The sequence below is a fragment of the uncultured Gimesia sp. genome, assembly GCF_963976445.1.
Taxonomy (GTDB): domain Bacteria; phylum Planctomycetota; class Planctomycetia; order Planctomycetales; family Planctomycetaceae; genus Gimesia.
The window spans coordinates 61,508-82,311 of the sequence record NZ_CAXBKP010000009.1 but is presented as its reverse complement, the minus strand read 5'-3'; the positions used below and the strand labels follow the sequence as shown (position 1 = coordinate 82,311).

18 protein-coding genes are annotated in these 20,804 nt (G+C 50.7%); 11 read left to right on the top strand and 7 right to left on the bottom strand.

The features are described from left to right. Nucleotide 1 precedes the first annotated feature (1 nt). Nucleotides 2-1,591: an alkaline phosphatase D family protein gene (locus AAC022_RS12095; RefSeq protein WP_339731205.1), complete on the bottom strand. Its 1,590-nt coding sequence runs from the start codon at nucleotides 1,589-1,591 to the stop codon at nucleotides 2-4. 227 nt (nucleotides 1,592-1,818) lie between these two features. Beyond that, nucleotides 1,819-3,066: a neutral/alkaline non-lysosomal ceramidase N-terminal domain-containing protein gene (locus AAC022_RS12090; RefSeq protein ID WP_339731204.1), complete on the bottom strand. Its 1,248-nt coding sequence runs from the start codon at nucleotides 3,064-3,066 to the stop codon at nucleotides 1,819-1,821. Nucleotides 3,067-3,319: 253 nt separating this feature from the next. Between AAC022_RS12090 and AAC022_RS12085 the strand changes: the two genes are divergently transcribed. Further along, nucleotides 3,320-4,171, top strand: a complete 852-nt coding sequence (locus tag AAC022_RS12085) for an alpha/beta hydrolase (RefSeq protein WP_339731203.1) — start codon at nucleotides 3,320-3,322, stop codon at nucleotides 4,169-4,171. Between the two features lie 108 nt (nucleotides 4,172-4,279). Next, a complete protein-coding gene (locus AAC022_RS12080) occupies nucleotides 4,280-5,221 on the top strand; it encodes an isochorismatase family protein (protein ID WP_339731202.1) in 942 nt (313 codons plus the stop codon). A gap of 48 nt (nucleotides 5,222-5,269) precedes the next feature. Here AAC022_RS12080 and AAC022_RS12075 read toward each other — a convergent pair whose 3' ends face one another. Both AAC022_RS12075 and AAC022_RS12070 read right to left on the bottom strand, forming a co-directional pair. Next, the gene (locus AAC022_RS12075; protein WP_339731200.1) at nucleotides 5,270-5,695 is read right to left on the bottom strand and encodes a hypothetical protein; all 426 of its coding nucleotides are present in this window, start codon (nucleotides 5,693-5,695) and stop codon (nucleotides 5,270-5,272) included. A gap of 56 nt (nucleotides 5,696-5,751) precedes the next feature. Further along, entirely contained in the window at nucleotides 5,752-6,696 is a 945-nt protein-coding gene (locus AAC022_RS12070; protein ID WP_339731198.1) for a DUF1559 domain-containing protein, read from the bottom strand. Between the two features lie 315 nt (nucleotides 6,697-7,011). On the opposite strand from AAC022_RS12070, the gene AAC022_RS12065 reads away from it, so the two are divergent. The 4 genes from AAC022_RS12065 to AAC022_RS12050 all read left to right on the top strand — a co-directional run bounded on the left by AAC022_RS12065 (nucleotide 7,012) and on the right by AAC022_RS12050 (nucleotide 9,518). Next, nucleotides 7,012-7,575 (top strand): suppressor of fused domain protein, encoded by a 564-nt coding sequence (locus tag AAC022_RS12065; protein WP_339731197.1) that lies wholly within the window; start codon nucleotides 7,012-7,014, stop codon nucleotides 7,573-7,575. Nucleotides 7,576-7,587: 12 nt separating this feature from the next. Further along, nucleotides 7,588-8,352 (top strand): hypothetical protein, encoded by a 765-nt coding sequence (locus tag AAC022_RS12060; RefSeq protein ID WP_339731195.1) that lies wholly within the window; start codon nucleotides 7,588-7,590, stop codon nucleotides 8,350-8,352. A 12-nt stretch (nucleotides 8,353-8,364) separates the two neighbouring features. Continuing rightward, nucleotides 8,365-8,763, top strand: coding sequence for a hypothetical protein (locus tag AAC022_RS12055; protein WP_339731194.1), 399 nt, complete (start codon nucleotides 8,365-8,367; stop codon nucleotides 8,761-8,763). Between the two features lie 80 nt (nucleotides 8,764-8,843). Beyond that, the gene (locus tag AAC022_RS12050) at nucleotides 8,844-9,518 is read left to right on the top strand and encodes a transposase (RefSeq protein ID WP_339731192.1); all 675 of its coding nucleotides are present in this window, start codon (nucleotides 8,844-8,846) and stop codon (nucleotides 9,516-9,518) included. Nucleotides 9,519-9,601: 83 nt separating this feature from the next. Here AAC022_RS12050 and AAC022_RS12045 read toward each other — a convergent pair whose 3' ends face one another. Then, nucleotides 9,602-10,351, bottom strand: coding sequence for a hypothetical protein (locus AAC022_RS12045; RefSeq protein ID WP_339731190.1), 750 nt, complete (start codon nucleotides 10,349-10,351; stop codon nucleotides 9,602-9,604). A 296-nt stretch (nucleotides 10,352-10,647) separates the two neighbouring features. Further along, a complete protein-coding gene (locus AAC022_RS12040) occupies nucleotides 10,648-12,183 on the bottom strand; it encodes an FAD-dependent oxidoreductase (protein WP_339731189.1) in 1,536 nt (511 codons plus the stop codon). A 264-nt stretch (nucleotides 12,184-12,447) separates the two neighbouring features. Between AAC022_RS12040 and AAC022_RS12035 the strand changes: the two genes are divergently transcribed. The 5 genes from AAC022_RS12035 to AAC022_RS12015 all read left to right on the top strand — a co-directional run bounded on the left by AAC022_RS12035 (nucleotide 12,448) and on the right by AAC022_RS12015 (nucleotide 19,405). Then, nucleotides 12,448-14,841: a PSD1 and planctomycete cytochrome C domain-containing protein gene (locus AAC022_RS12035; RefSeq protein WP_339731187.1), complete on the top strand. Its 2,394-nt coding sequence runs from the start codon at nucleotides 12,448-12,450 to the stop codon at nucleotides 14,839-14,841. Nucleotides 14,842-14,884: 43 nt separating this feature from the next. Continuing rightward, nucleotides 14,885-16,243, top strand: coding sequence for a DUF1501 domain-containing protein (locus AAC022_RS12030; RefSeq protein WP_339731186.1), 1,359 nt, complete (start codon nucleotides 14,885-14,887; stop codon nucleotides 16,241-16,243). Nucleotides 16,244-16,340: 97 nt separating this feature from the next. Beyond that, on the top strand, nucleotides 16,341-17,708 hold the full coding sequence (locus tag AAC022_RS12025) for a sulfatase-like hydrolase/transferase (protein ID WP_339731185.1): 1,368 nt from the start codon (nucleotides 16,341-16,343) through the stop codon (nucleotides 17,706-17,708). A 59-nt stretch (nucleotides 17,709-17,767) separates the two neighbouring features. Then, the gene (locus tag AAC022_RS12020; protein ID WP_339731184.1) at nucleotides 17,768-18,406 is read left to right on the top strand and encodes a DUF502 domain-containing protein; all 639 of its coding nucleotides are present in this window, start codon (nucleotides 17,768-17,770) and stop codon (nucleotides 18,404-18,406) included. Nucleotides 18,407-18,505: 99 nt separating this feature from the next. Continuing rightward, nucleotides 18,506-19,405: a metallophosphoesterase gene (locus tag AAC022_RS12015; protein WP_339731183.1), complete on the top strand. Its 900-nt coding sequence runs from the start codon at nucleotides 18,506-18,508 to the stop codon at nucleotides 19,403-19,405. Nucleotides 19,406-19,416: 11 nt separating this feature from the next. Here AAC022_RS12015 and AAC022_RS12010 read toward each other — a convergent pair whose 3' ends face one another. Next, nucleotides 19,417-20,757: a Trx7/PDZ domain-containing (seleno)protein gene (locus tag AAC022_RS12010; protein ID WP_339731182.1), complete on the bottom strand. Its 1,341-nt coding sequence runs from the start codon at nucleotides 20,755-20,757 to the stop codon at nucleotides 19,417-19,419. Between the last annotated feature and the right edge of the window lie 47 nt (nucleotides 20,758-20,804).

Genomic DNA, 20,804 nt, shown 5'->3' with positions numbered 1-20,804 from the left:
ATTACGCCGGATGTGCGCCGGGAGTACCTGCTTCCACAACAAATGCGGCACGTGGTGTCACATGACCACCTGGCTTCGTCACATCATCAACCACCATGTACTCACTCGTCCATTTCTCGGGAGTTAAGGTGCAGCGTACATAACCACGCTCAGAATTCTGGAACTGCACACCGGGGTTATTCGATAGCAATTCGGCATGCCCTTTTCGCTTCTGCTGACCATTCCCACCGCTGGAAATGGATGTCCCGACAAATTCCGTCGCGATCACAGGCGTCTCCGTCTTCCGATCATCCACACGCAGATGATTCACCCAGTTCGAGTGAATGTCACCTGTCAACACCACCGGATTGGGAACGCGGCGATCCGCCAGAAACTGCATCAGCCCCATGCGTTCATAAGCACAGCCCGGCCACTGGTCCATTGAATACGCTAACGGGCCCTCTTTCTGAGGAAAGCCGACCATCCCCATCATCACCTGTTGCGCCAGAACATTCCAAGTGCTGTCGGAATCAATCATCTTCGACTGCAGCCAATGACGCTGACGATTCCCTAACAGTGAATTTTTATTCGACAGTGCCGCATCGTTGATCGGTGACTTCTTATCCCCATTCGGCTGATCGGTACGGTACTGCCGGGTATCCAGCACGAAGAAATCTGCCAATCGACCAAAAGCAGCCTGACGATAGATTTGCATATGCGGCCCGCGTGGCAATGAACGTGGGCGGAGCGGCATCATTTCGTAATACACCTGATACGCATTCGCACGACGCAGCAGATACGCGACCGGATCCACGTGCGACTCTTCGGAAATATCTCCCGCACAGTTGTTATCAAATTCATGATCGTCCCATGTCAGAAACCACGGACATTTTGCATGCATTTGATGTAATAAAGGATCGGAACGGTACTGAGAATAACGCACGCGATAATCGCCCAACGATTCAATCTCGGGACCCAGATGTGTCCGAACTTTTCCATTGCGCCCGGACGCATATTCGTAAATGTAATCCCCTAAGTGGAATACAAGATCGACATCGTCGCGGGCCATCTGCTCATACGCCGTGAATAATCCCTGTTCAAAGTTCTGACAGGAAGCAAACGCAAACTTCAGCTGTTCGGGCATCGCTGATGCAACAGGCATGGTTCGGGTACGCCCCACGGGGCTCACAGCATCGCCCGCCTGAAAACGATACCAGTACCAGCGGTCAGGCTGCAGTCCGGGCACTTCCACGTGCACGGTATGCCCTAACTGTGGTGTGGCCTGCACGGTTCCAGAAGCAACTGGTTTTTGAAAACCTTCGTCGTCTGCGACTTCCCAGCGGACTTCAACCGCCTGCGGCCCCATTCCGCCGTTGGGATTCAGAGGCTCCGGAGCCAGTCGCGTCCATAAAATCACACTGCTCGAATCTGGATCGCCCGACGCGACGCCCAGCGTAAACGGATCACTCTTAAAGACAGGCGAACGATCAGCCCATGCTGCCCGCGTTAGAAATGGCAGAGACGATAACGCTGCCCCATAGGACAGAAATAACCGCCGACTGACGCCATTTTCTGATTTGATTGCCGCTTGAAGTTGCTTGTAATTGAACATTGTTGCTCTACCTGTTCTGAATAAGATCGGCGGGAAGGATCATTCGGGAATGTATGTGGGTTTGTGCTGCACGAATCGTATGTCGGCGGATGCATACAGGACAGCTTGATTAATTCTAAAGTACCAGTAGACCACAGGCAACGAAAGATAAATTCAAAAGGGCCTGCTTTGTTGACTTTTAACGCGAACTTCATGAACCGGTGGTCGCGCCAAGAGTCATGCCGCCCTTATTTGACTTCCGCACTCTCCAGCCCTGCATTTAATTCCAGCACTTTTCCAATGATCCGTTCTTCCACATCAGGCTTATAAGGACGGCTCGCTTCATAGCCCCCTTCCAGCAGGACCCGCTTACTGGGAATGTAACCAGAATAAACATTCGAATAACCGGCGACCCAAATCGCAGGCCCTTCCTGCTCAAACAGTTCCTGCTTGATACGGAGTGCATAATCGACAACGACTTCTGTTCCCAGCGCGACAATCGTCAGGTCATTCCCGAATTGAATCACCTGCACGGGATAATCCCAGGGTTCCCGTTTCTTTTCTGGCAGATATTCGAGTTCAACCGTGCCATAAGCCGTCTTGAGCGGTCCATGCAAAACATGCTGATGCAATAACGTGCGTTGATTGACTTCCAGAGCGGCTTCTATCGCCGTCGCCAGTGCGCGGCCGTGCTTGTGTGCATAATGCAGTTCACTCCGCGGATATGGATTCTGATCGCCGCCACACCCCATCATGAACAGCGCCGTCACGCCAGGATGATCCTTTTCAAAATACTCTTGCGCAAACCCGGCATAGTCGCCCAGCCACTTGCGAAAGCCCATCGTAGTATTATGGCAGGCATAACCAAACATGACCGCTTTCAATTCTCCCTTAGGGTCGTCCACGCGAAGCACAGGTACCTGATGATCCACCCGCCCGTTGGGATTCGGATGATTACGATATCCGGTCGCAGTCGGCGTACGACGATTCATGGCAACCGAACAGCGAGCCGCCGACCAGCTCAGATTTGCGGGTTGCATTTCTTCAATGGCCTCACCGATTGTCTTGACTAGCGTCGGCACCAGCGTGTCATAATATTCTTTTGCATCATCACGACCATACGCGGGGCCACAATGTGTATGCGAGGCATTCATCAATAACGCCTGCGGAGGCAAATTGTATTTTTCCTGAACCTGTTTTGAAACGTCGGCTCGCAGCCGGTCAATCACGCCGATCAAATCGAGAGTCACAAATACAACCCGGTTGCCCTCTTGATCTTCGATCGCCAGTGCTTTGCCATACAGATCTTGCTCGGTCCCTTCCGCCGGCTCCTTGCGGCCTGCATAGCCAGCCATCCGCAGAGGTTTCGCAGGCGTGATCTTCGCCGACGCGACCCCCGCTTTCCATTCGACAGACTCCGCCTTGGCAGTTTCGGCTGCTTCTGTGTGAAAAGTGAGACTGAAAATAAACAGCAGACAAAGCGAGAATCGAATCATGCGGGTGGACCTTTTTGATTACAGGAATGTAATGGTGCAATCAGAATCGAGTCTAATCGCGGAGAGACTCAGCACCTTGATCGTACCCGGCCCAAACGCAGTGATCAACAGTTTTCCCCAATATCAGCCCCTGAAGGGGTGAACACGACCACATCGGACTACAACTGGCCCGTGAATCCCGCTATTATAATTCCTGAAGATCAGCTTTCCTCATCTGGAAATCACAAACGCAGTCATACCGGAGACCACAACAATGAAACATATTTTTCTGGCCGTTTTTTTACTGTTATCACTGGCCGCAGCGCCGATCAAAACACCCGAACCCGACCAGCGGCTCGCTGTCTGGCCTGATCGCCCCCTGTTGGACAAAAGTGATGATGAAGTCTCCTACAGTAACATTATCCGCATTACCAAAGTCAAACGGCCCGCCATCGAATTCTACAAATCCAAAAACGCCAAACCGAATGCCCCCGCGGTCGTGATTTTCCCAGGCGGCGGCTATAACGTGTTGGCCTATGATCTGGAAGGCACCGAAATTGCCGAGTGGTTGAACTCCATTGGCATTCACGCTGTCGTTGTCAAATATACGGTTCCCGGCAATCAGCGCGAGGAAGCCCTCAAAGATGCGCAACGTGCCCTGGGCCTTGTCCGCAGTAAAGCCAAAGACTGGGGCATCAATCCCGAACAGATTGGGGTCCTCGGTTTCTCCGCCGGCGGTCACCTGGCAGCAAATCTCTCGACCAACTATCAGAAACGGAATTACGAATCCATCGACGACGCCGACAAACTAAGCTGTCGTCCCGATTTCACCGTGCTGATTTATCCCGCCTATATCTACCAGAAAGAAGACAAACGACAGTCGGCTCCCGAAATCAAAGTCAACGCCCAAACGCCGCCCGCCTTCATCGTGCAGACGCTGGATGACCGGCGTCTCGTTGACAGCGCGTTCAACTACACGCGTGATTTGAAAGACGCGAAAGTCGACGGCGAGCTTCATCTCTACGCAAAAGGAGGACACGGCTACGGAATGCGTCCTTCTGACAACCCGATTTCCGGCTGGCCGAAATTATGCGGAGACTGGCTGAAACGAACCACCGGAAAGTAACATCACATTCGCTTCGATTTTCTCGCCTGATTCTGATTGAATCGAAGCGCAGTCGGCTGCACAATAGAAACGGTATCTTCTATTCCCGCTAAAAATACAGGAGCCATCATGCATACCGCTGCTCTCCACCAACGACGTCATTTTTTGAACACCGTTTTTCAAGGCTGCGTAGCAGGTTCACTGTTTCCCTCTGTTGCTGCGGTACTCGCCGAGGAACGACCACAGTCTTCCCGCAGCATTCCCGCTGTTCCCGGTAAGCTCTCCATCCACCTGAGAAAACGGACCGCCGAAGCGCCTGGGAAAGCAATCAACGAAGCAACAGAATGGAACGCATCCGAAACCGCCATTATCATCTGCGACATGTGGGCCGACCATCCCTGCAAACTGGCGGCTCAGCGGGTAGATCGGATGGCACCGAAGATGAATCAGGTGATCTCAAAGGCCCGTGATCAGGGCGTCGCCATCATCCATGCTCCCAGTGGCGGAATCGAATTGTACGAAGACACGCCGTTTCGCAAACGCATCAAAGAGGCCAAGCCGTCCAAGCCCCCCGCACCAATTCAAGGCTGGTGTTATCTGAACCCCGAAAAAGAGCCACCTCTTCCTGTCGACGATACCGTACAACGTTCCACAGAATCCACTCTGCGAGGCTGTGATGACCCGATCGCGGATTACAAAAAGAATACCGACCGCCACGAACATCCGGCGATTAAGATGGTCGGCTACGATGTCGTTAGTGCCAACGGACAGGAGATCTATAACTTTCTGGAGCAGGAACAGCGCAAGAACATTGTACTGATGGGCGTGCATACCAACATGTGCGTTCTGGGCCGCCCGTTTGGAATTCGTCAGATGACCTATCTGGGAAAGAACGTGGTCCTGTGCCGAGACTTGACCGACGCGCTCTACGATCCCCGTGATCGTCCCTTTGTCAGTCATACCCGGGGCACCGAAATGATCATCGAACACATCGAACGCTACTGGTGTCCTTCGATTCTCGGCCGTGATCTCACCAAAATCATTCCGGGAACGAATAATCCTGTGACGTAGATCAAAGGGTGTCTCTCAGCTGCTTGACCTGAGAGACACCACCAAAGATCACTTCACCAGATCAAAATTCACCTTGTTTTCCTCATTGACTTTGATGATGGCTTTCAGGCCAGATTTTTTGACATCGTTGTATCTGACGGGAATCAGTGAGATCGTTCCCATCCCGGATGCATCTTTGGGATCCGGCTTTGTCGCAAAGATGGTCACTTTATTCTCACCCACCGGGGCACCATCGCCTTGAATTGTCGTGGTGACTTCCACAATCTCTCCCCCTTTGATGGTTCCTGAAGCGGAACGACCTGAGGTTGGATGAAACACGATCGTCCCTTCATCTAACGGTTTTCCATTCCATATCACAGACCCGTTTACAGAAGCCACTTTGGGTGCATCGTCGATGCCTCCTCCACAACCGCAGATCAACAAACTCAACATCAGAAATACGACATTCTTTATCTCGCGCGAATACACTGACATGTTGCTCCTCTCAAATTTCATACTGGATCTCATTCAGACATCTTACAGCAAACCGTTTAACCGCCGAATCCGTCCACCGGATTCCCGTCAGCTTTGTCTCCCAGATTCCGGTAAAGATTACCATCGATGTTTTCACTCAGAAAATGCACACTGCCATCTGCCAATGTGAAGAAGGCGCCCCCTTCATGTCGGCTGCGAAAACCGATCGTAGCATTCGCATCACCTCGACTGAGTGTGCCAGCAATCAATTCCTCATTCCGGTAATTGATCGGATGCGCCATCGTGCCCCAGCTTTGATAACCCCAGTCCTGCCAAATACAAAGAGGACCTACCACTTCACCGATCATAATCGTATTCGTCGTCCCGTCAGTCACATGGCTGATTCTGGCAGAGTAACCGCTGCGGCTGAACATGCCTCGTACATCCCTTACTTTAGGAACACTACCGAATTGACCATAACTCGCACCAGAAGTTCCGGGTGTGGTCGCGGTACTGTTGGGGTGGCCGCCAGCTGAGATCGCATAATCCGTCTGACCACGCTGCTCACCACCCGCATCGTCAGCCCCCGTATCGGTATCCTGAATCATGGGGTCGGAGGGACACTCAACAACTTTGAGCCGTTCCTTTTTAAGTGCGAGATTCGTTCCATGCATGCCGTCGGTACTGAAATTCATTTGATTGTAAAGCGGGGCCTGATCAACATAAGGCAGGATGCGTACGGTCCAGCTGTGTCGAATCCGCCAGGTCTGCGGGGCGGGGGTGCCACTGTCCCCAGCAGCACAACAGGTCTGCTGCAGTGGAAATTGACTGAACGTTTCGTGATAATTATGAAAGGCTAAACCGAGCTGCTTCATATTATTCTTACAAGAACTCTTCCGGGCTGCTTCCCGTGCCTGCTGAACGGCGGGCAGTAGCAGAGCAATCAGAATCGCAATAATGGCAATCACCACCAATAACTCAATTAATGTAAAACCACGTTTCCGTGAGCGCTGTTTAACCATGATCCCGATCCTTTGAAAAAATGAAGAAGAATTTCTATCGATAACAAAACTTTTTAAGTTGAGAGAAACACCCTCACGCGAGTATTTCATTGAGAATTCACATTTGATTGCAAGAATGGAAAACGACGATTCACACTAAGAATTCAGTGATAAATCCGATCTGATCACTGTGGAAGCCTGCGCCAACGGATACGTTAGTCTATTAATATACATAAGATTAATTAAAAGTTTACTGATATGTTCGCGAAATTGTCAAATGTTTTCTGATTCGAATTGAAAACTGGGGCAATTCCGCCTGATTGGAGCAAGGAATCAATGCAGACACTCGACCCTTTTTTCGATCAACAGTGGTCTGAAGCCCTGGAATCCAGCCTTGGAACGATCGACGAAGTCAGAGAAATCCAGTCCGAGAACCGTCCCGCAATCAAAGTGTTCTACTTTGAAGATCTCCCTGAAACGGGAACACTGACCGCAGTGACTTGTGGTCTCTCCTGTGCTTCTCACCCCGACTGGAAACACGGCAAGCCCGAACTAATCGTTTCGCTGGATACGACAGACAGAAGCTGGGGAATGGCGGTCGGCTATTTTGCGTCCGCGTTCTTCAATGAGAAACGCTTTTCCTACGGCGACCTGTTTCAACTGGACGATCCCTTTTCCAGTGAAAGTGAAATGAACGCCTTTTTTGTTTTCGCGCCTTCATTTCTGGATCAGGAGCAGGCCACATTTCAGCTACCTGACCGCACGATTCATCTGACGGGCATGTATCCCCTCTATAATGCAGAGATCGAACTTTACCAGCGAATCGGCTTAAAAGAATTCTGGCACGCAGACGGGTTTGAGCTCTATAACCCCAACAGGATGAAAATCAGAGTTGACTGAGAAGCTCTTGCAATGCGCAAATTAATTGCTCAAAGTATGAATCAAAGGTTCCTGACACCTTTTTCTATCCCAGGTGTAATATTTAGGATTGATGACTCACGTTATACTGGTCTCTCAATTAAAGCTGACAAAATGGCAGCAGCAATTGGGTATCCACCAGAGCCGAATGCTTCAGAAGGAGCGCATCAAAGGTATGAAATAAAAAGACTAAAATATTTAAAAGCTTATAATGCACTACTCTTCATTCGATTGATGCAGGTTCAAGATGCACTACCCGGACGTGGTCCTAAAGGAAGTGGGGCTGGGGTACGTGCTAGGCCCGCTCGGCGGAGGGGTTTAAGCATCCCGAGAAGGCATTCATACCCCACCAAGATCACAGATAACAAGGTCATAGATAGCTTTCGTAATAGGAAAGCTCACCGATCGATTGTTGCAAGAGCAACGTGGACAAACCATGACAACAAACACCTCAAGGCTAGGACATTAGAAGAGGCACGAGACTTCAGTATGGGACCTCGTGGCGCAGCTCAATATTTACCTAATGTGAATAATAAAGCATTAGAAAAGTTGGCAACAATTAAAGGTCATGTGAAAGTGCAAGAGGGTAATACGATATATTTCTACTACAAATTTCAAAAAAATATCGGATATGATGGTGGGGTTGCAACGAAATGGATTCGAGCAGAGATTTCTTCAGGGACTCTCCACGGTCATCCAATGCGTTATGAAAGATTACCAAAGGAAGTACGGGACTCGTACAGAGGCATAGATTTATGAAAGGGTTACTTAATGGATAGAAGTGAATTACAAAAGTGTGAAATACCATCGAATGATAAGTGGGTGGTGACACAGAATCATATTTTGACGATTACTGCTGAGGAAGCGAGACATGTAACGGGTTTTGATGAAGGCTTTAAAATCTGGGATTTATATTTTTTACAAGACATGTTTCACGCCGTTTCTACAGATGAAATGTATGTGATTGATGTTGGTTGGTATCCAGAGGGTTCACCTGAGGGACATTATTCTTTAGTTTTAATTGAAAGAAACCCGAAGGAAAATATTTATAATTGGGATAAACCACTTGTTGAATTTGATACCCGGTCTCTTGATCAACTACTCTCAAAAATAAGAGACCTGATGTCTGACGAACAGAAAATAGGGGCAGGAATAAATGGCACTTTATAATTCGGACAGAAAAAGACAGAAAAAGGTGTCAGGAACCTTTTTGTTGACTTTCCAGTTCCATCGTGTTAAAATCAGTGATTATGGGTAGACCAAAACGCGCGGCTCAAGCTGGATTCATTTATCATGTTCTCAATCGGGCGAATGCTCGGATGACGATTTTCGAGAGCGATGAAGACTATGCCGCATTTGAGCGCATCTTGTCTGAAGCGGTCGAACGATTTGAAATACGATTGCTCAGCTATTGTATCATGCCCAACCATTGGCATCTGGTCGTCTATCCCAGTGAAGACGGTCAACTATCGCGTTTTACAGGCTGGCTCACTCTAACACATACCCAACGCTGGCACGCACATCGGCAGAGCACCGGCTCTGGTCATGTCTATCAGGGTCGTTTTAAATCGTTTCCGATCCAGAACGATGAACACTTCCATACTGTGTGCCGTTATGTCGAGCGAAATGCGTTAACGGCCAATCTGGTCAAGCGGGCCGAAGACTGGCGATGGGGCAGCCTCTACCACTGGAAACAGGGCACGACCGAACCACAGCCTCTGTTGTCTCCGTGGCCACAGAGGCGGAAACCGGGCTGGGCCGCACATGTCAACCAGCGGCTGACCGACCGCGAACTAAAAGCGCTGACACGCAGTATCCAGCGCGGCGCTCCGTTTGGCAACGACGCCTGGACCACTCAAACCGTCAAACAACTCGACCTGGAAAGCACAATCAAACCAAGAGGCAGGCCCCGAAAACCAGAATAAGGTTCCTGACAATTTTTTTCTGTTCCTGCCCCCTGATTACCCACTTAGAAACAACAGGCAAGTAATAGCAGATATAGATGCTGTTACTTCTTTTCGACCAGTTTCGGAGAAACTTTGATCACGCCCAGGTCATTTTTACCAGGCTTGATCTTGATTTTAATGCTGCCTCGTTTCCATTCTTCCTTTGCCTCAACATACCCAATCGATTCATGCCATATCCGAAACTCACAATCACCCACGGGCAAATTCTTAATCGTAAAGGCCCCGGTTTCGTCTGTTGAAGTGAAGTAAGGGTGAGCGAGGACCATCAGATATGCTGTTTCCCAGGGATGCATATCGCATTTGATTTGGAATGGCAATCTTTCATGGGTTTGGAAACGAAACGTTCTCTGGTTGTTTATTTCTTTTGGCAGCTTATCAGGAAAATAATTTTTGAATGGGAAGAGGTGAATGCGATGCGCATGGGGGTCTTTATTAATGCAGATGAGCTGCTGGCGTTCGTACCAGAGTCCTGATACATGCGGCTCATAAGTCGAATTTTGATGAGAAAGAAAGACTGTTTTCGGCAATTCGTCATAACTGGAATGAATTTTAAAGTTCTGTGATTTTTCCTCTCGCAAAAAGATACAGATATTTTTGATTCCGCCATTTTCCCCAATGACGAAAGACTGGTCTTTCAAGCGTTTCAGTTTTTGGGAGTCAGGCGGTTTTCCGGTGTAGATAAATTGCCCCGATAGATCCCCCCACTCAGTGGCCTCTAGTGGCTGCACTAGGAACAAAAGCAGGCCGAATAGAGATAGGTACTTTGTGAATTGTTTTTTATAGCCATTCAAAGTGATGCTCTCCCTGTGTGATTCACTTTTCACTTCAGAATCAAATGACCTGACGTACTCGTGCATACAACGGTAACTACCAACTGCTCTCGACGAAAGCAGTCAATGAAATCGCGATTCATTATATACTACTTGCTGAATCGTGTCGAATATTTAGTTTGAGTTGCTCGTGGAAACAATAAAGGGGCCAGGTCGACGTGGGTTTCGAAAATCAAAAACGGGGCATTGTGCTGGTAGAAGTTGATGGTAAGATCGATGGCGTCGAAGTGTCAGCGTTTGATCTAAGTCTCAAGTGGTCAGTCCCTTTTTCCACTCATCTCTGTATCAGCATTTGCCCCCAATAGCTCTCCCACTAACCGGCCGCTGGTAATTGCCCAGGCGATGTGCAGGCCGTGTCCCCACAGAACTTGCCCTCCCATACCGTTACAGCCGATCGCGTACAGTCCGGGAATCGGGCTTCCATTTTCATTCAAAGCCTGCAGACTCTCATTGATGGCCACGCCCCCCTCAGTGGTTGTGAAATATGCTTTTGCCGGGCCCAGTAATACCCAACGTTTACCGGTCAGTGTATTGGTATCTGCCGTACGGCCGAACGGATCAGTTTGATGACCGGCGGCATACTCGTTGAATTGCGCCACGGCTTCGCGCAGATCGGCGACATTCAGATTACGCTGTTGCGCGATTTCTTCCAGTGTGCCTGCTATGCTGACATCAGGCCGCAGCTTGAGATAATCATCCACATAAGCGTACGCAATCTTGGGTGCCGTCGAAATAAAATGCGGCCACGCGCTGTAATGAGCGGCGATCCGTTCATCCAATAAAATATAAGCGGCTTTCCCCGGCTGTTCCGAAATCGCAATTTCTCGCTCGGGGGAATCTGTTTCGTTACAGAACCGTTGGCCTTCTGTGTTAATCAATATCGCCCCGTCGTCAAACAGGGAATTTTCCGGATGCTGCCAGGTCAGTAACAACCGCTTGATGCGACAGTTAATCAACGCTTGTGGGAGCAAGGGAACCAATCGCCCCATCACTTTTGCCAGGAACCCACTCGTCGGCAGAAACTGTTCAAAGGGATCGCCGGGAGGCGGCACAAACCGCAGTTCGGGGCCATAGGTGATGTCCATATTCAACAATTGCGCACCAACGTTTTCCGCCAGCAGATGACCGTCGCCGCACGCTTTGGGATTCACGCCTTCAATCGATGTAAACTGATCGCCTTTAAACCGCCCGATAATTTCCGGCGCGTTGGCGTAATCTCCCGCCGCCAGTACAACGCCCCGCTTCGCATTGATCGTTTTCCGTTCGCCCTCGATCTGTGCAACTACGCCTGTCACTCGTTGCCCCTCAGACACCAGTTCCACCACGGGCGCATCACAGACAATCGTTCCCTTGTATTTCAATATTTGAGATTGAAATGCAGCGATATACGCTTTTGCGTTGGGCACAATATTATGCATCCGCGGCACTCGGTTGGGTGGCTCGGGATTCGGGCCATGAAAATAAAGACTCATGCCACGCAGCCATTCCAGTGTCTCGGCAGTCTGTCCCAGAAAAAAACGGCGGAGTTCATTGTTGCTATGTGATTCAATCTCCGGCGTTGCAAACTGGCCCGCATCTGTTTCATGATCGTCGGCGTTGTCACTGATTCCGGCTGCCTGCTGCAGGCTCGTCCCATTCGCCGTAAAGGAACCAATGGCCATTCCTGTCGTGCCCCCCAGTTGAGGCTGTTTTTCCAGAACCAACACGCGCGCCCCAAACTCCAGCGCCCGCGCCGCCGCTGCCAGTCCACTCCCGCCGCCGCCGACAATAATCACGTCATACTCAGATAACACACTGTTCACTCTCTGTTGAAGATCAGTACGGATCAAATCAAGCGACCATGGTAGCAGAACCACGGGTCACATCAATCGGGCAAACTGGAGTGATTAACACTATTCAAGCTATACACAGTAAAAAGGTGGTGTCTGCCGCTTCCAGGTGCCGAAAGATTGTTAAGATTGTTGACTTAAACGTATCAACCAAGTATGATCTATTCTTGTTCACTAAACCTTGCCTGAACGCGTACGACTACTCCTGCCAAATAGAATTTGTCGGCCATGCGTAATAAAATCACCCTGACTTTTGCTGCTTGTTGGTTTCTCGCGATCTCGTTCTACCCATTGGAACCAGCCTGGAGCGCAAAGAAACCGGCGAGAAAGTCAGCTCAGACCAAGATGGATCCGAAGCAGCGGGCATTTTTTGAAAATAAAATTCGCCCTGTGCTCGTCAAAAAATGTTATTCCTGCCACTCCTCTAAATCAGAGGAACTGGGGGGCAAACTGCGGATGGATACTCGCGATGGCATGCGCGTCGGTGGCGAATCAGGCCCGGCCTTTGTTGAAGGTCGACCTAATGAAAGCCTGTTGATTCAAGCCTTACGTTATGATGATCTGGAAATGCCGCCTGATGAACCACTGCCCGAAGCGGTCATCACTGACTTTGTAACGTGGGTCAAAATGGGCGTGCCCGATCCACGCATGGATCATCCGCTGATTGCCATAAAACCAACTGAAGAAGGGGCGACTTCGAAACCGGAACTCTGGTCGTTTCAACCGGTCAGAAATCCGGAACTTCCCGCCGTTCAAGATCAAAGCTGGAGTTATGATCCCCTCGATCGCTTTATTCTCTCACGGATCGAAGCGGCTGAGTTAGCGCCCACACATGATGCCTCGCCGGCCAGACTGGTGCGACGTTTGTATCATGATCTGATTGGCCTTCCTCCGACAGCAGAACAGGTCGAAGCATTTCTGTCCGACTATCAACGCCGTCAACAACAGGCGGTCACTCATCTGGTCGATGAATTACTGGCGTCTCCTCATTTCGGCGAACGCTGGGGACGGCACTGGCTGGATGTCGCACGCTACGGCGAATCAAACGGCAACGATGGTCTGGGCCGCAATCCAACCTTCCCCCATGCCTGGCGGTATCGTGATTATGTCATTCAGGCATTAAATAATGACGTTCCCTACGATCGTTTTCTCACCGAACAGATTGCCGGCGATCTATTAGCCGCAGATGCTCCCGAAGAACGAGATCGTCTTCTGGTCGCAACCGGATTCCTGGCCATCGGCTCGAAACCGGCGAAAGCGATGAACGTGAATTTCGATATGGATGTCGTCAACGATCAGATCAATGTCGTCAGTACCACTGTCATGGGGCTGAGTGTCGCCTGTGCCCGTTGTCACGATCACAAGCACGATCCCATTCCCACCGCAGATTATTATGCAATGGCTGGAATATTCCTGAGTACGGAAACGATGTGGGGTTACGCCGCCAATCAACCATTGACAGCGCCGGAAACGCCCCTGCATATTCTGAAATCAAAGCACCACTACGTTCCGTCGCTAGACAGCGGCGCGAAGCCGAATGTCGATAAACATACTCTCTCCAGAAAAAAGAAACCGAAAAACATCTACCCTGCTGGTACTCCACTGGCGATGGGGGTCCGTGAAAAGAAAAAACTGGTCGACTGCAAAATTAATATCAAAGGGGAATCCAAGAAACTGGGCCCCAGCGTCCCCCGCGGTTTCTTGTCGGCCTGTAACATCTCGCAAACACCAAAGATCGATGCCAAACAAAGTGGCCGTCTGCAACTGGCACAGTGGCTGATCTCTGCAGATCACCCGCAGACCTCTCGCGTGATGGTCAACCGGATCTGGATGCATCTGTTTGGCCAGGCACTGGTCCGCACCCCCGACGATTTTGGCGTCTACGGCGAACGCCCCACTCATCCAGAATTACTCGATCACCTGGCCACGCACTTCCGTACCGAAGGCTGGTCAATGAAACAATTGATTCGCAAGATTGTGCTCAGCCACACGTATCAACTCAGCAGTTTCTGCGACGAACTGATCTTGGATGCGGACCCGGAAAACAAGCTCCTCTGTCGACATAACCGTCGACGACTGGATGCCGAATCGTTGCGAGACAGCATCCTCGCCGCCAATGGTCAACTTAACAGAGAACCCGGCCTGGGTTCGTCAATCGCGAATGTGGATGAGATGGTCAATAAAGCAGGCAACCTGCATCTTCCCCATCAGCACCGTAGCATTTACCTGTGCCTGCTACGTCATTCTGAACCGCCGGAACTGTCTGCCTTTGACCTGCCCGATTCTACGAAACCGGTTGGCAAGCGGAATGAAACCACGCTGCCCACACAAAGTCTGTTTCTCATTAACAGTGATTTCCTAGTTGAACAGTCACAGTTATTTGCAAAGGACATTTTGTCGAATCCGAAATTGGATGACACAGGACGCGTCCATTTGGTTTATCGGCGGGCTTTGAATCGCGCACCGGAGTCATCCGAACTGGAGCGTGCTCTGGCGTTGATTCAAGATGTCGACAATGCACTGAAAACAGAAATTTCCCAGGACGAAATTCGTCGTATCACAGTCTGGGCCACGCTCTGCCAGGCGCTGTTGAACACCAATGAGTTTAGGTACGTTGATTAACGACCAGATTTAGAAATAAAGAATCTCCCAAAGGAACACGCTCATGCTCGGAATGTCGCGACGGGAAATGTTAAAATCAGCCTCTTGTGGCTTCGGCTACCTGGCCATGTCCGCCTTGTGCGGCAAGAACACTCTCGCTGGCGGTTCCTCTGCGATTCACGATCTGAATGCCCGGTCTCCTCAACTGCCGGCCCGCGCCAAACGCGTCATCTTCCTCTGCATGAGCGGCGGTCCCGCCCAACTCGACACCTTCGATTTTAAACCGCAAACCGGTAAGAAGAAACACGCCGGTTCTGCTTTCAAGTTCGCGCAACACGGCGAAAGTGGTCTCTGGATCTCAGAGCTGCTCCCCGAAACCGCAAAACACGCAGACAAACTCTGCGTACTGAATGGCATGCATGCGGACATCACCAACCACGCGCAATCATTCCTGCAACTGCATACCGGCGACCGCCTGCGTCCCCGACCCAGTCTGGGTTCCTGGGTCCTTTACGGTTTGGGTACGGAAAACCAGAATGTCCCCGGGTTCATCAGTCTCTATCCCTCGAAGCCGTCCGTCTATTCCAGTGCCTTACTCCCCCCCGTTTATGAGGGGACACCAATTGGCCTCAATACCACCAACATGTCAACCGCAACGATCAACAACGTCAAAAGTGATCACATACCCGCTGCAGTCAAACGACGACAACTCGATTTCGTGCAGGCAATGAACCGCGAACACGCCATCCGCCGCCCCGATGATGTCCGTCTGGATGCCGTCATTCAATCGATGGAACTTGGTTTCCGCATGCAGATGGCGGCTCCCGAACTGCTCGACCTCAACCAGGAAACAAAATCGACTCTCGAACGCTATCGCGTAGGTCAGGGTAAAACCGTCGGCACTTGTAAAAATTCCGACTTCGGACGCCAATGCCTGCTAGCCCGCCGCTTTGCCGAAGCGGGCGTACGGTTCATTGAAGTCAATCATGGCAGCTGGGATCAGCACAGTAATCACCGTGCCGACCTGACAGCGAACTGTGAATCGACAGACGCCCCGATCGCTGCCCTGCTGGAAGATCTGGAACAACGCGGCTTGCTCGATGAAACACTGGTCGTCTGGGGGGGCGAATTCGGTCGTCCTGGTCTCGTGCCAGAAGCCAAGAAAGACGGTACCGGCCATAACGCCCGCGGCTTCACCTTCTGGATGGCGGGGGGCGGAATCAAACGCGGTCTGGCTTACGGAAAAACCGATCCCACCGGTGCCCGCGCGATCGAAGGCAAAGTACATTTCCGCGATTTGCACGCAACGATTCTGCACCAACTGGGCCTGCAGCATGACAAGCTCACGTTCCATCAAGGTGAACGAGAATTCCGCCTGACCGGCACCGAAGGCGGCAAGGTTGTACACGACATCATTGCCTGATCAAGGCGTTTCGTACACAATGGTGAGTTGTTCGTTCATGGATCACATTGATTGATCCGGGATTCCACTGATTGATTCAACTCACGTTGGCTAAAATATGATGTTACACAATCCCAGACGCTGGTTACTGCTCTTCGTTCTGTTTCTGTTCGTCCCACTCACTCATTCAGAGGCGGCGGAACGACCGAACTTCCTGATCATTTTTACTGACGATCAGGGCATCAACGACGTCGGCTGTTATGGAAGTGAAATTCCGACGCCGCATATTGATCAACTGGCAAAAGAAGGGCTGCTGTTTCGGCAATACTATTCGGCCTCCGCAATCTGTACGCCATCTCGCTTTGGGATCTTAACAGGTCGCAATCCGAGTCGCTCGCAGGACCAGCTGCTGGGCGCGTTGATGTTTATGAGCGAGGTGGATCGAACTCGGGGCATTCAACCGGGCGAAACGACCATCGCTGAAGTTCTCAACCGGAACGGATACCAGACGGCATTGATCGGAAAATGGCACTTGGGTCACGGTGCGAAATCATTCTTGCCGACCTCCCACGGCTTCGATCTATTCCGAGGACACACGGGAGGCTGCATTGATTACTTCACGATGACGTATGGCAATCTTCCGGACTGGTATCACAACCAGCAGTATGTTTCCGAAAATGGGTATGCGACCGATTTAATTACCGAAGAAGCAGAACATTTTCTGAAAGATCAACGGACAGCAAATAAACCGTTCTTTCTATTCCTGTCATATAATGCTCCACATTTTGGTAAGGGCTGGTCTCCCGGAAATCAGAGTCCAGTCAATATCATGCAGGCACGAGGATCTGATTTGAAGCGGGTAGGGGACATCAAAGACAAAGTCCGCCGTGAGTTCGCTGCCATGACCGTCGCGTTGGATGATGGCATCGGACGCGTCATGTCGACTCTCAAGAATAACGGACTGGATAAGAATACGCTGGTCATTTTCATGACGGACCACGGCGGCACCTACGTGTACGGTGGTAGTAATCACCCATTTCGCGGCGCCAAAGCGACTCTGTTTGAAGGCGGGATTCGTGTTCCTTGCATCATGCGCTGGCCTGGAAAAATCAAAGCAGCGACGGAAACGAGTGAAGTCACTTGGGCTCTTGATCTGTTCCCAACGATCTGTCAATTTGCTAATGTCGAAACCAGCGGGCTGACTCTGGATGGACAGGATATTTCCGGCTTGCTCACCAGACAAACGCCTGTCGAAAACAGAGAACTGTTCTGGCAATTGGGGCCGCACAAAGAATTAAAACGGGGCCGCTGGACTGCGTTGCGTCAAGGAGACTGGAAATATATCCAGAACGAAGCAGGCGAAGAATTTCTCTTCGACCTCAAGACCGATCCTTATGAGAAGCAGAACCAGATGCAGCACAAAACAGAAAAACTGGCAGAACTTCAGAAACGTCGGGATGAGATCGCGGATCATTTATCACCTTAGACTTCTGTAGAAAAACAACCTACGCGACAATTTCAACTTAGAGCAAAGATAATCCCCTTATGTCTCAGCACGTCAAAAAGAGTTTCGGTTTCCTGAAAACAACCGCCATCGGGGGGCTAATCTTTCTGCTCCCCTTAATTGTCATCGGTGCTCTGGTTGGACAGGTTGTACCCATCGTCCTGACCGTGGCGGAAGTGCTCTCTGATTCGGAAGTGCTCTCTGATTATATATCCGATAACACTCCGGCTAGCATCGGGCTGCTGATTGCGCTCTCGATTGGCATCGTCCTCCTAATGTGCTTTGCCGCCGGTTTGATCGCCCGCTGGTCGATTGGCAAAAAACTATCGCGATTTATTGAGAAAAATCTGATTCTGCTGTTTCCCCGTTTCGCGATTTATCGGGAGCAACTCAAAGGCAGCATCGGCGGCGATCATAACAAACCGGAAATGATTCCGGTCCTCGTCCGTTTTGATGATGTCACCCGCATCGCTTTTCAAGCAGAACAAACCAATGGTCCCCTGATCTCGATTTACCTGCCCGGCTCTCCCGATCCCTGGTCAGGTTGTGTGATTTTCATGACTCCTGATCGAGTCAATGTTTTAAACATCCCTTTTTCTGAAGCGCTCGGCATCTGCGAACGCATGGGCCGCGAATCGCTGCATTTTCTGGATCAGCAACCACCGCTTACACAAAAATAATCGAAGTTTCGGTTTCGCCGGGTCACCACGTCGTGTAGGATAAAACCATCGAAATCCCGAATATTCCCGCCTGATAAAATCCATCATGGAGACCCAGCCATGCCCGTGCATCTGCCCGCTCAGAACCGTCGTCAGTTCCTGTTCACATTAGGCGCAGGTTTCATCACCTATAGTACGGGCGCGTTTGCCAGTGAAAACCAGTCTGACGATCTTGTCTATCTGTTAAACGACACGCACATCGGCGAAAAGCATCCCACAAATTCCCCCATCCCCAGCCATTTGCGACAGGTCGTCAGCGAACTGGTCAACCTCGAACAGAAGCCAGCCTGTGTGTTGATTAATGGTGACCTGGCTTTGAAAGACGGACAGGCCGGCGATTACCGCCACTTCGCCAAACTAATTCGCCCGCTGCGTGAAGCCAAGATCGACACACACCTGACGCTGGGCAATCATGACGAGCGCGATGTCTTTTACAGCGTGATGCAGGAAGAACAACCAGAAACGCCGCCGGTTAAATCGAAGCACATCTCTGTGATACAGACAAAACACGCGAATTTCTTTCTGCTCGATTCGCTGCACAAAACGATGGTCACACAAGGAACGCTGGGCAAAGAACAGCGTACCTGGCTGACCAATGCACTCGACGCACACGCTGATAAGCCTGCGATTATTGTCACGCATCACAATCCGCGACTGGGCGGCGATCCGAATCATTTTCCGGGTGGCTTAACCGACTCGATTGAACTGTGGGAGATCCTGGCTCCGCGTAAACAGGTCAAAGCCTATATTCACGGTCATATCCATGATCGCGGCAACGCCGAACACAAAGGCATTCATATTCTCAACATGCCGGCCACGTCTTATGTGGCAAACCCCAAATTCTCCACGACCGGCTGGACTGTCGCGAAGCTCGGCCCCGATAGTATGACTCTGACGACGCGTACCACGAATGCTGACCATGCCTGGAATCAGCAAACGAAAACACTGACCTGGCGCTAACTTCAATCGGACTATTTCTGCCGTGGGAGTTTTAATTGCATTTGCTGCTTGCCTCGGACCACCGTCACTTGAGTGGCTTGTCCGGGCTGCAGTGCATTCACCCCATAAGCCAGCAAGTCCGTCTCGCGGGCCAGATCGGTTTTTCCATCAAACCCGATAATGATATCGCCAATTTGAAAACCGGAACGTCGGGCCGTCGCGTGCAATCCGTATTTGCCCAAGCCCCGAATATGCAGCGCCATCGGTGCGTCTTCCGCTAAACTCGCCTGCTTACGTTGTTCGGCGGTCGCCGGTTCCAAAACGGCGCCGCCGAGCACCATCCGACGCAACGGCCAACTGCTCACCCGCCAGGAAAGATCATCATTCCGCTTCCAGCCTTGAGGCAACAAGACCGTCAGATCAAGCCGTTTTCCATTCCGTTCGACATTTGCTGTCAGTTTGTCCTGTTCCCCTGCGTGATGCAACACCCACTGCACATCGGCAATCGAGAGCAAAGGCTGTCCAGACAAAGACAAAATTTGATCCCCCGGCTGAAAACCGGCCCGGGAAGCAATGGAATTCTCCTGGATTTCTTTCACCGTTGCTTTCTGCGTCGGGTCCAGAATCAGCCCCAGAATTTTCGGATGCGGATACTGAAACAGAATTCGTTCCGGCAGTGGTTTCTGCTGACGGAGATAAAAATCACGCTGTGCATCGCCGACCTGATGACAGTGAATACAACTTTTGACGATCTCTTTTTTCTCGTTGATCTTCGAACGGTATTTTCCTGCCAGCAGAGGATACTTTTCCGGTGAGGCTACATCGGGCTGCTTGCCCTGTTTATTTTTCAGTGATGCTTTGACAGCATTATAGTTGGCATGTAATTCCAAAGAACCCTGCATCGCCTGCGCCAGCCCTTCGATTGAAACATCTTCTGACCAGAGCGTATGATGCGAACGTGTGCCGAAACGACCATAGACTGTGCGGTCTGCATTCAGCATGAAAACCGCGAACGATTGATCGTAATCATACTGAAATAGAGACAGGTCCAGTCCGTTGGTCGAAATCAGTCGCACACGCACAAACTGATCCATCAGCGGCTTAAGCTGCTGATCCTTCTCCATCAGTTCTTCGTCCAGCTTCACACACTCTTCGCAGGGAATACAGCGTAATACAACCAATAGCGGTTGCTTTGTTTTCTCAGCCTGGGCAAACCCTTTCTGCAGATCGTTGTAAATCCAATACCCGCCCGCTTCGACTTTCTCGCGATCCTGCCGAACTTTTTCTTCACGTGTTTGTGCTAAGGAAATCGAGGTCGTCGTCAGTAAAACTAAAATACAGACACAAATACAGACACAAACGTTCTTCAGCATCGCTCCGTCTCCTGTCACCGGCGGGTTAAAGGGAATAAGTCACGTCT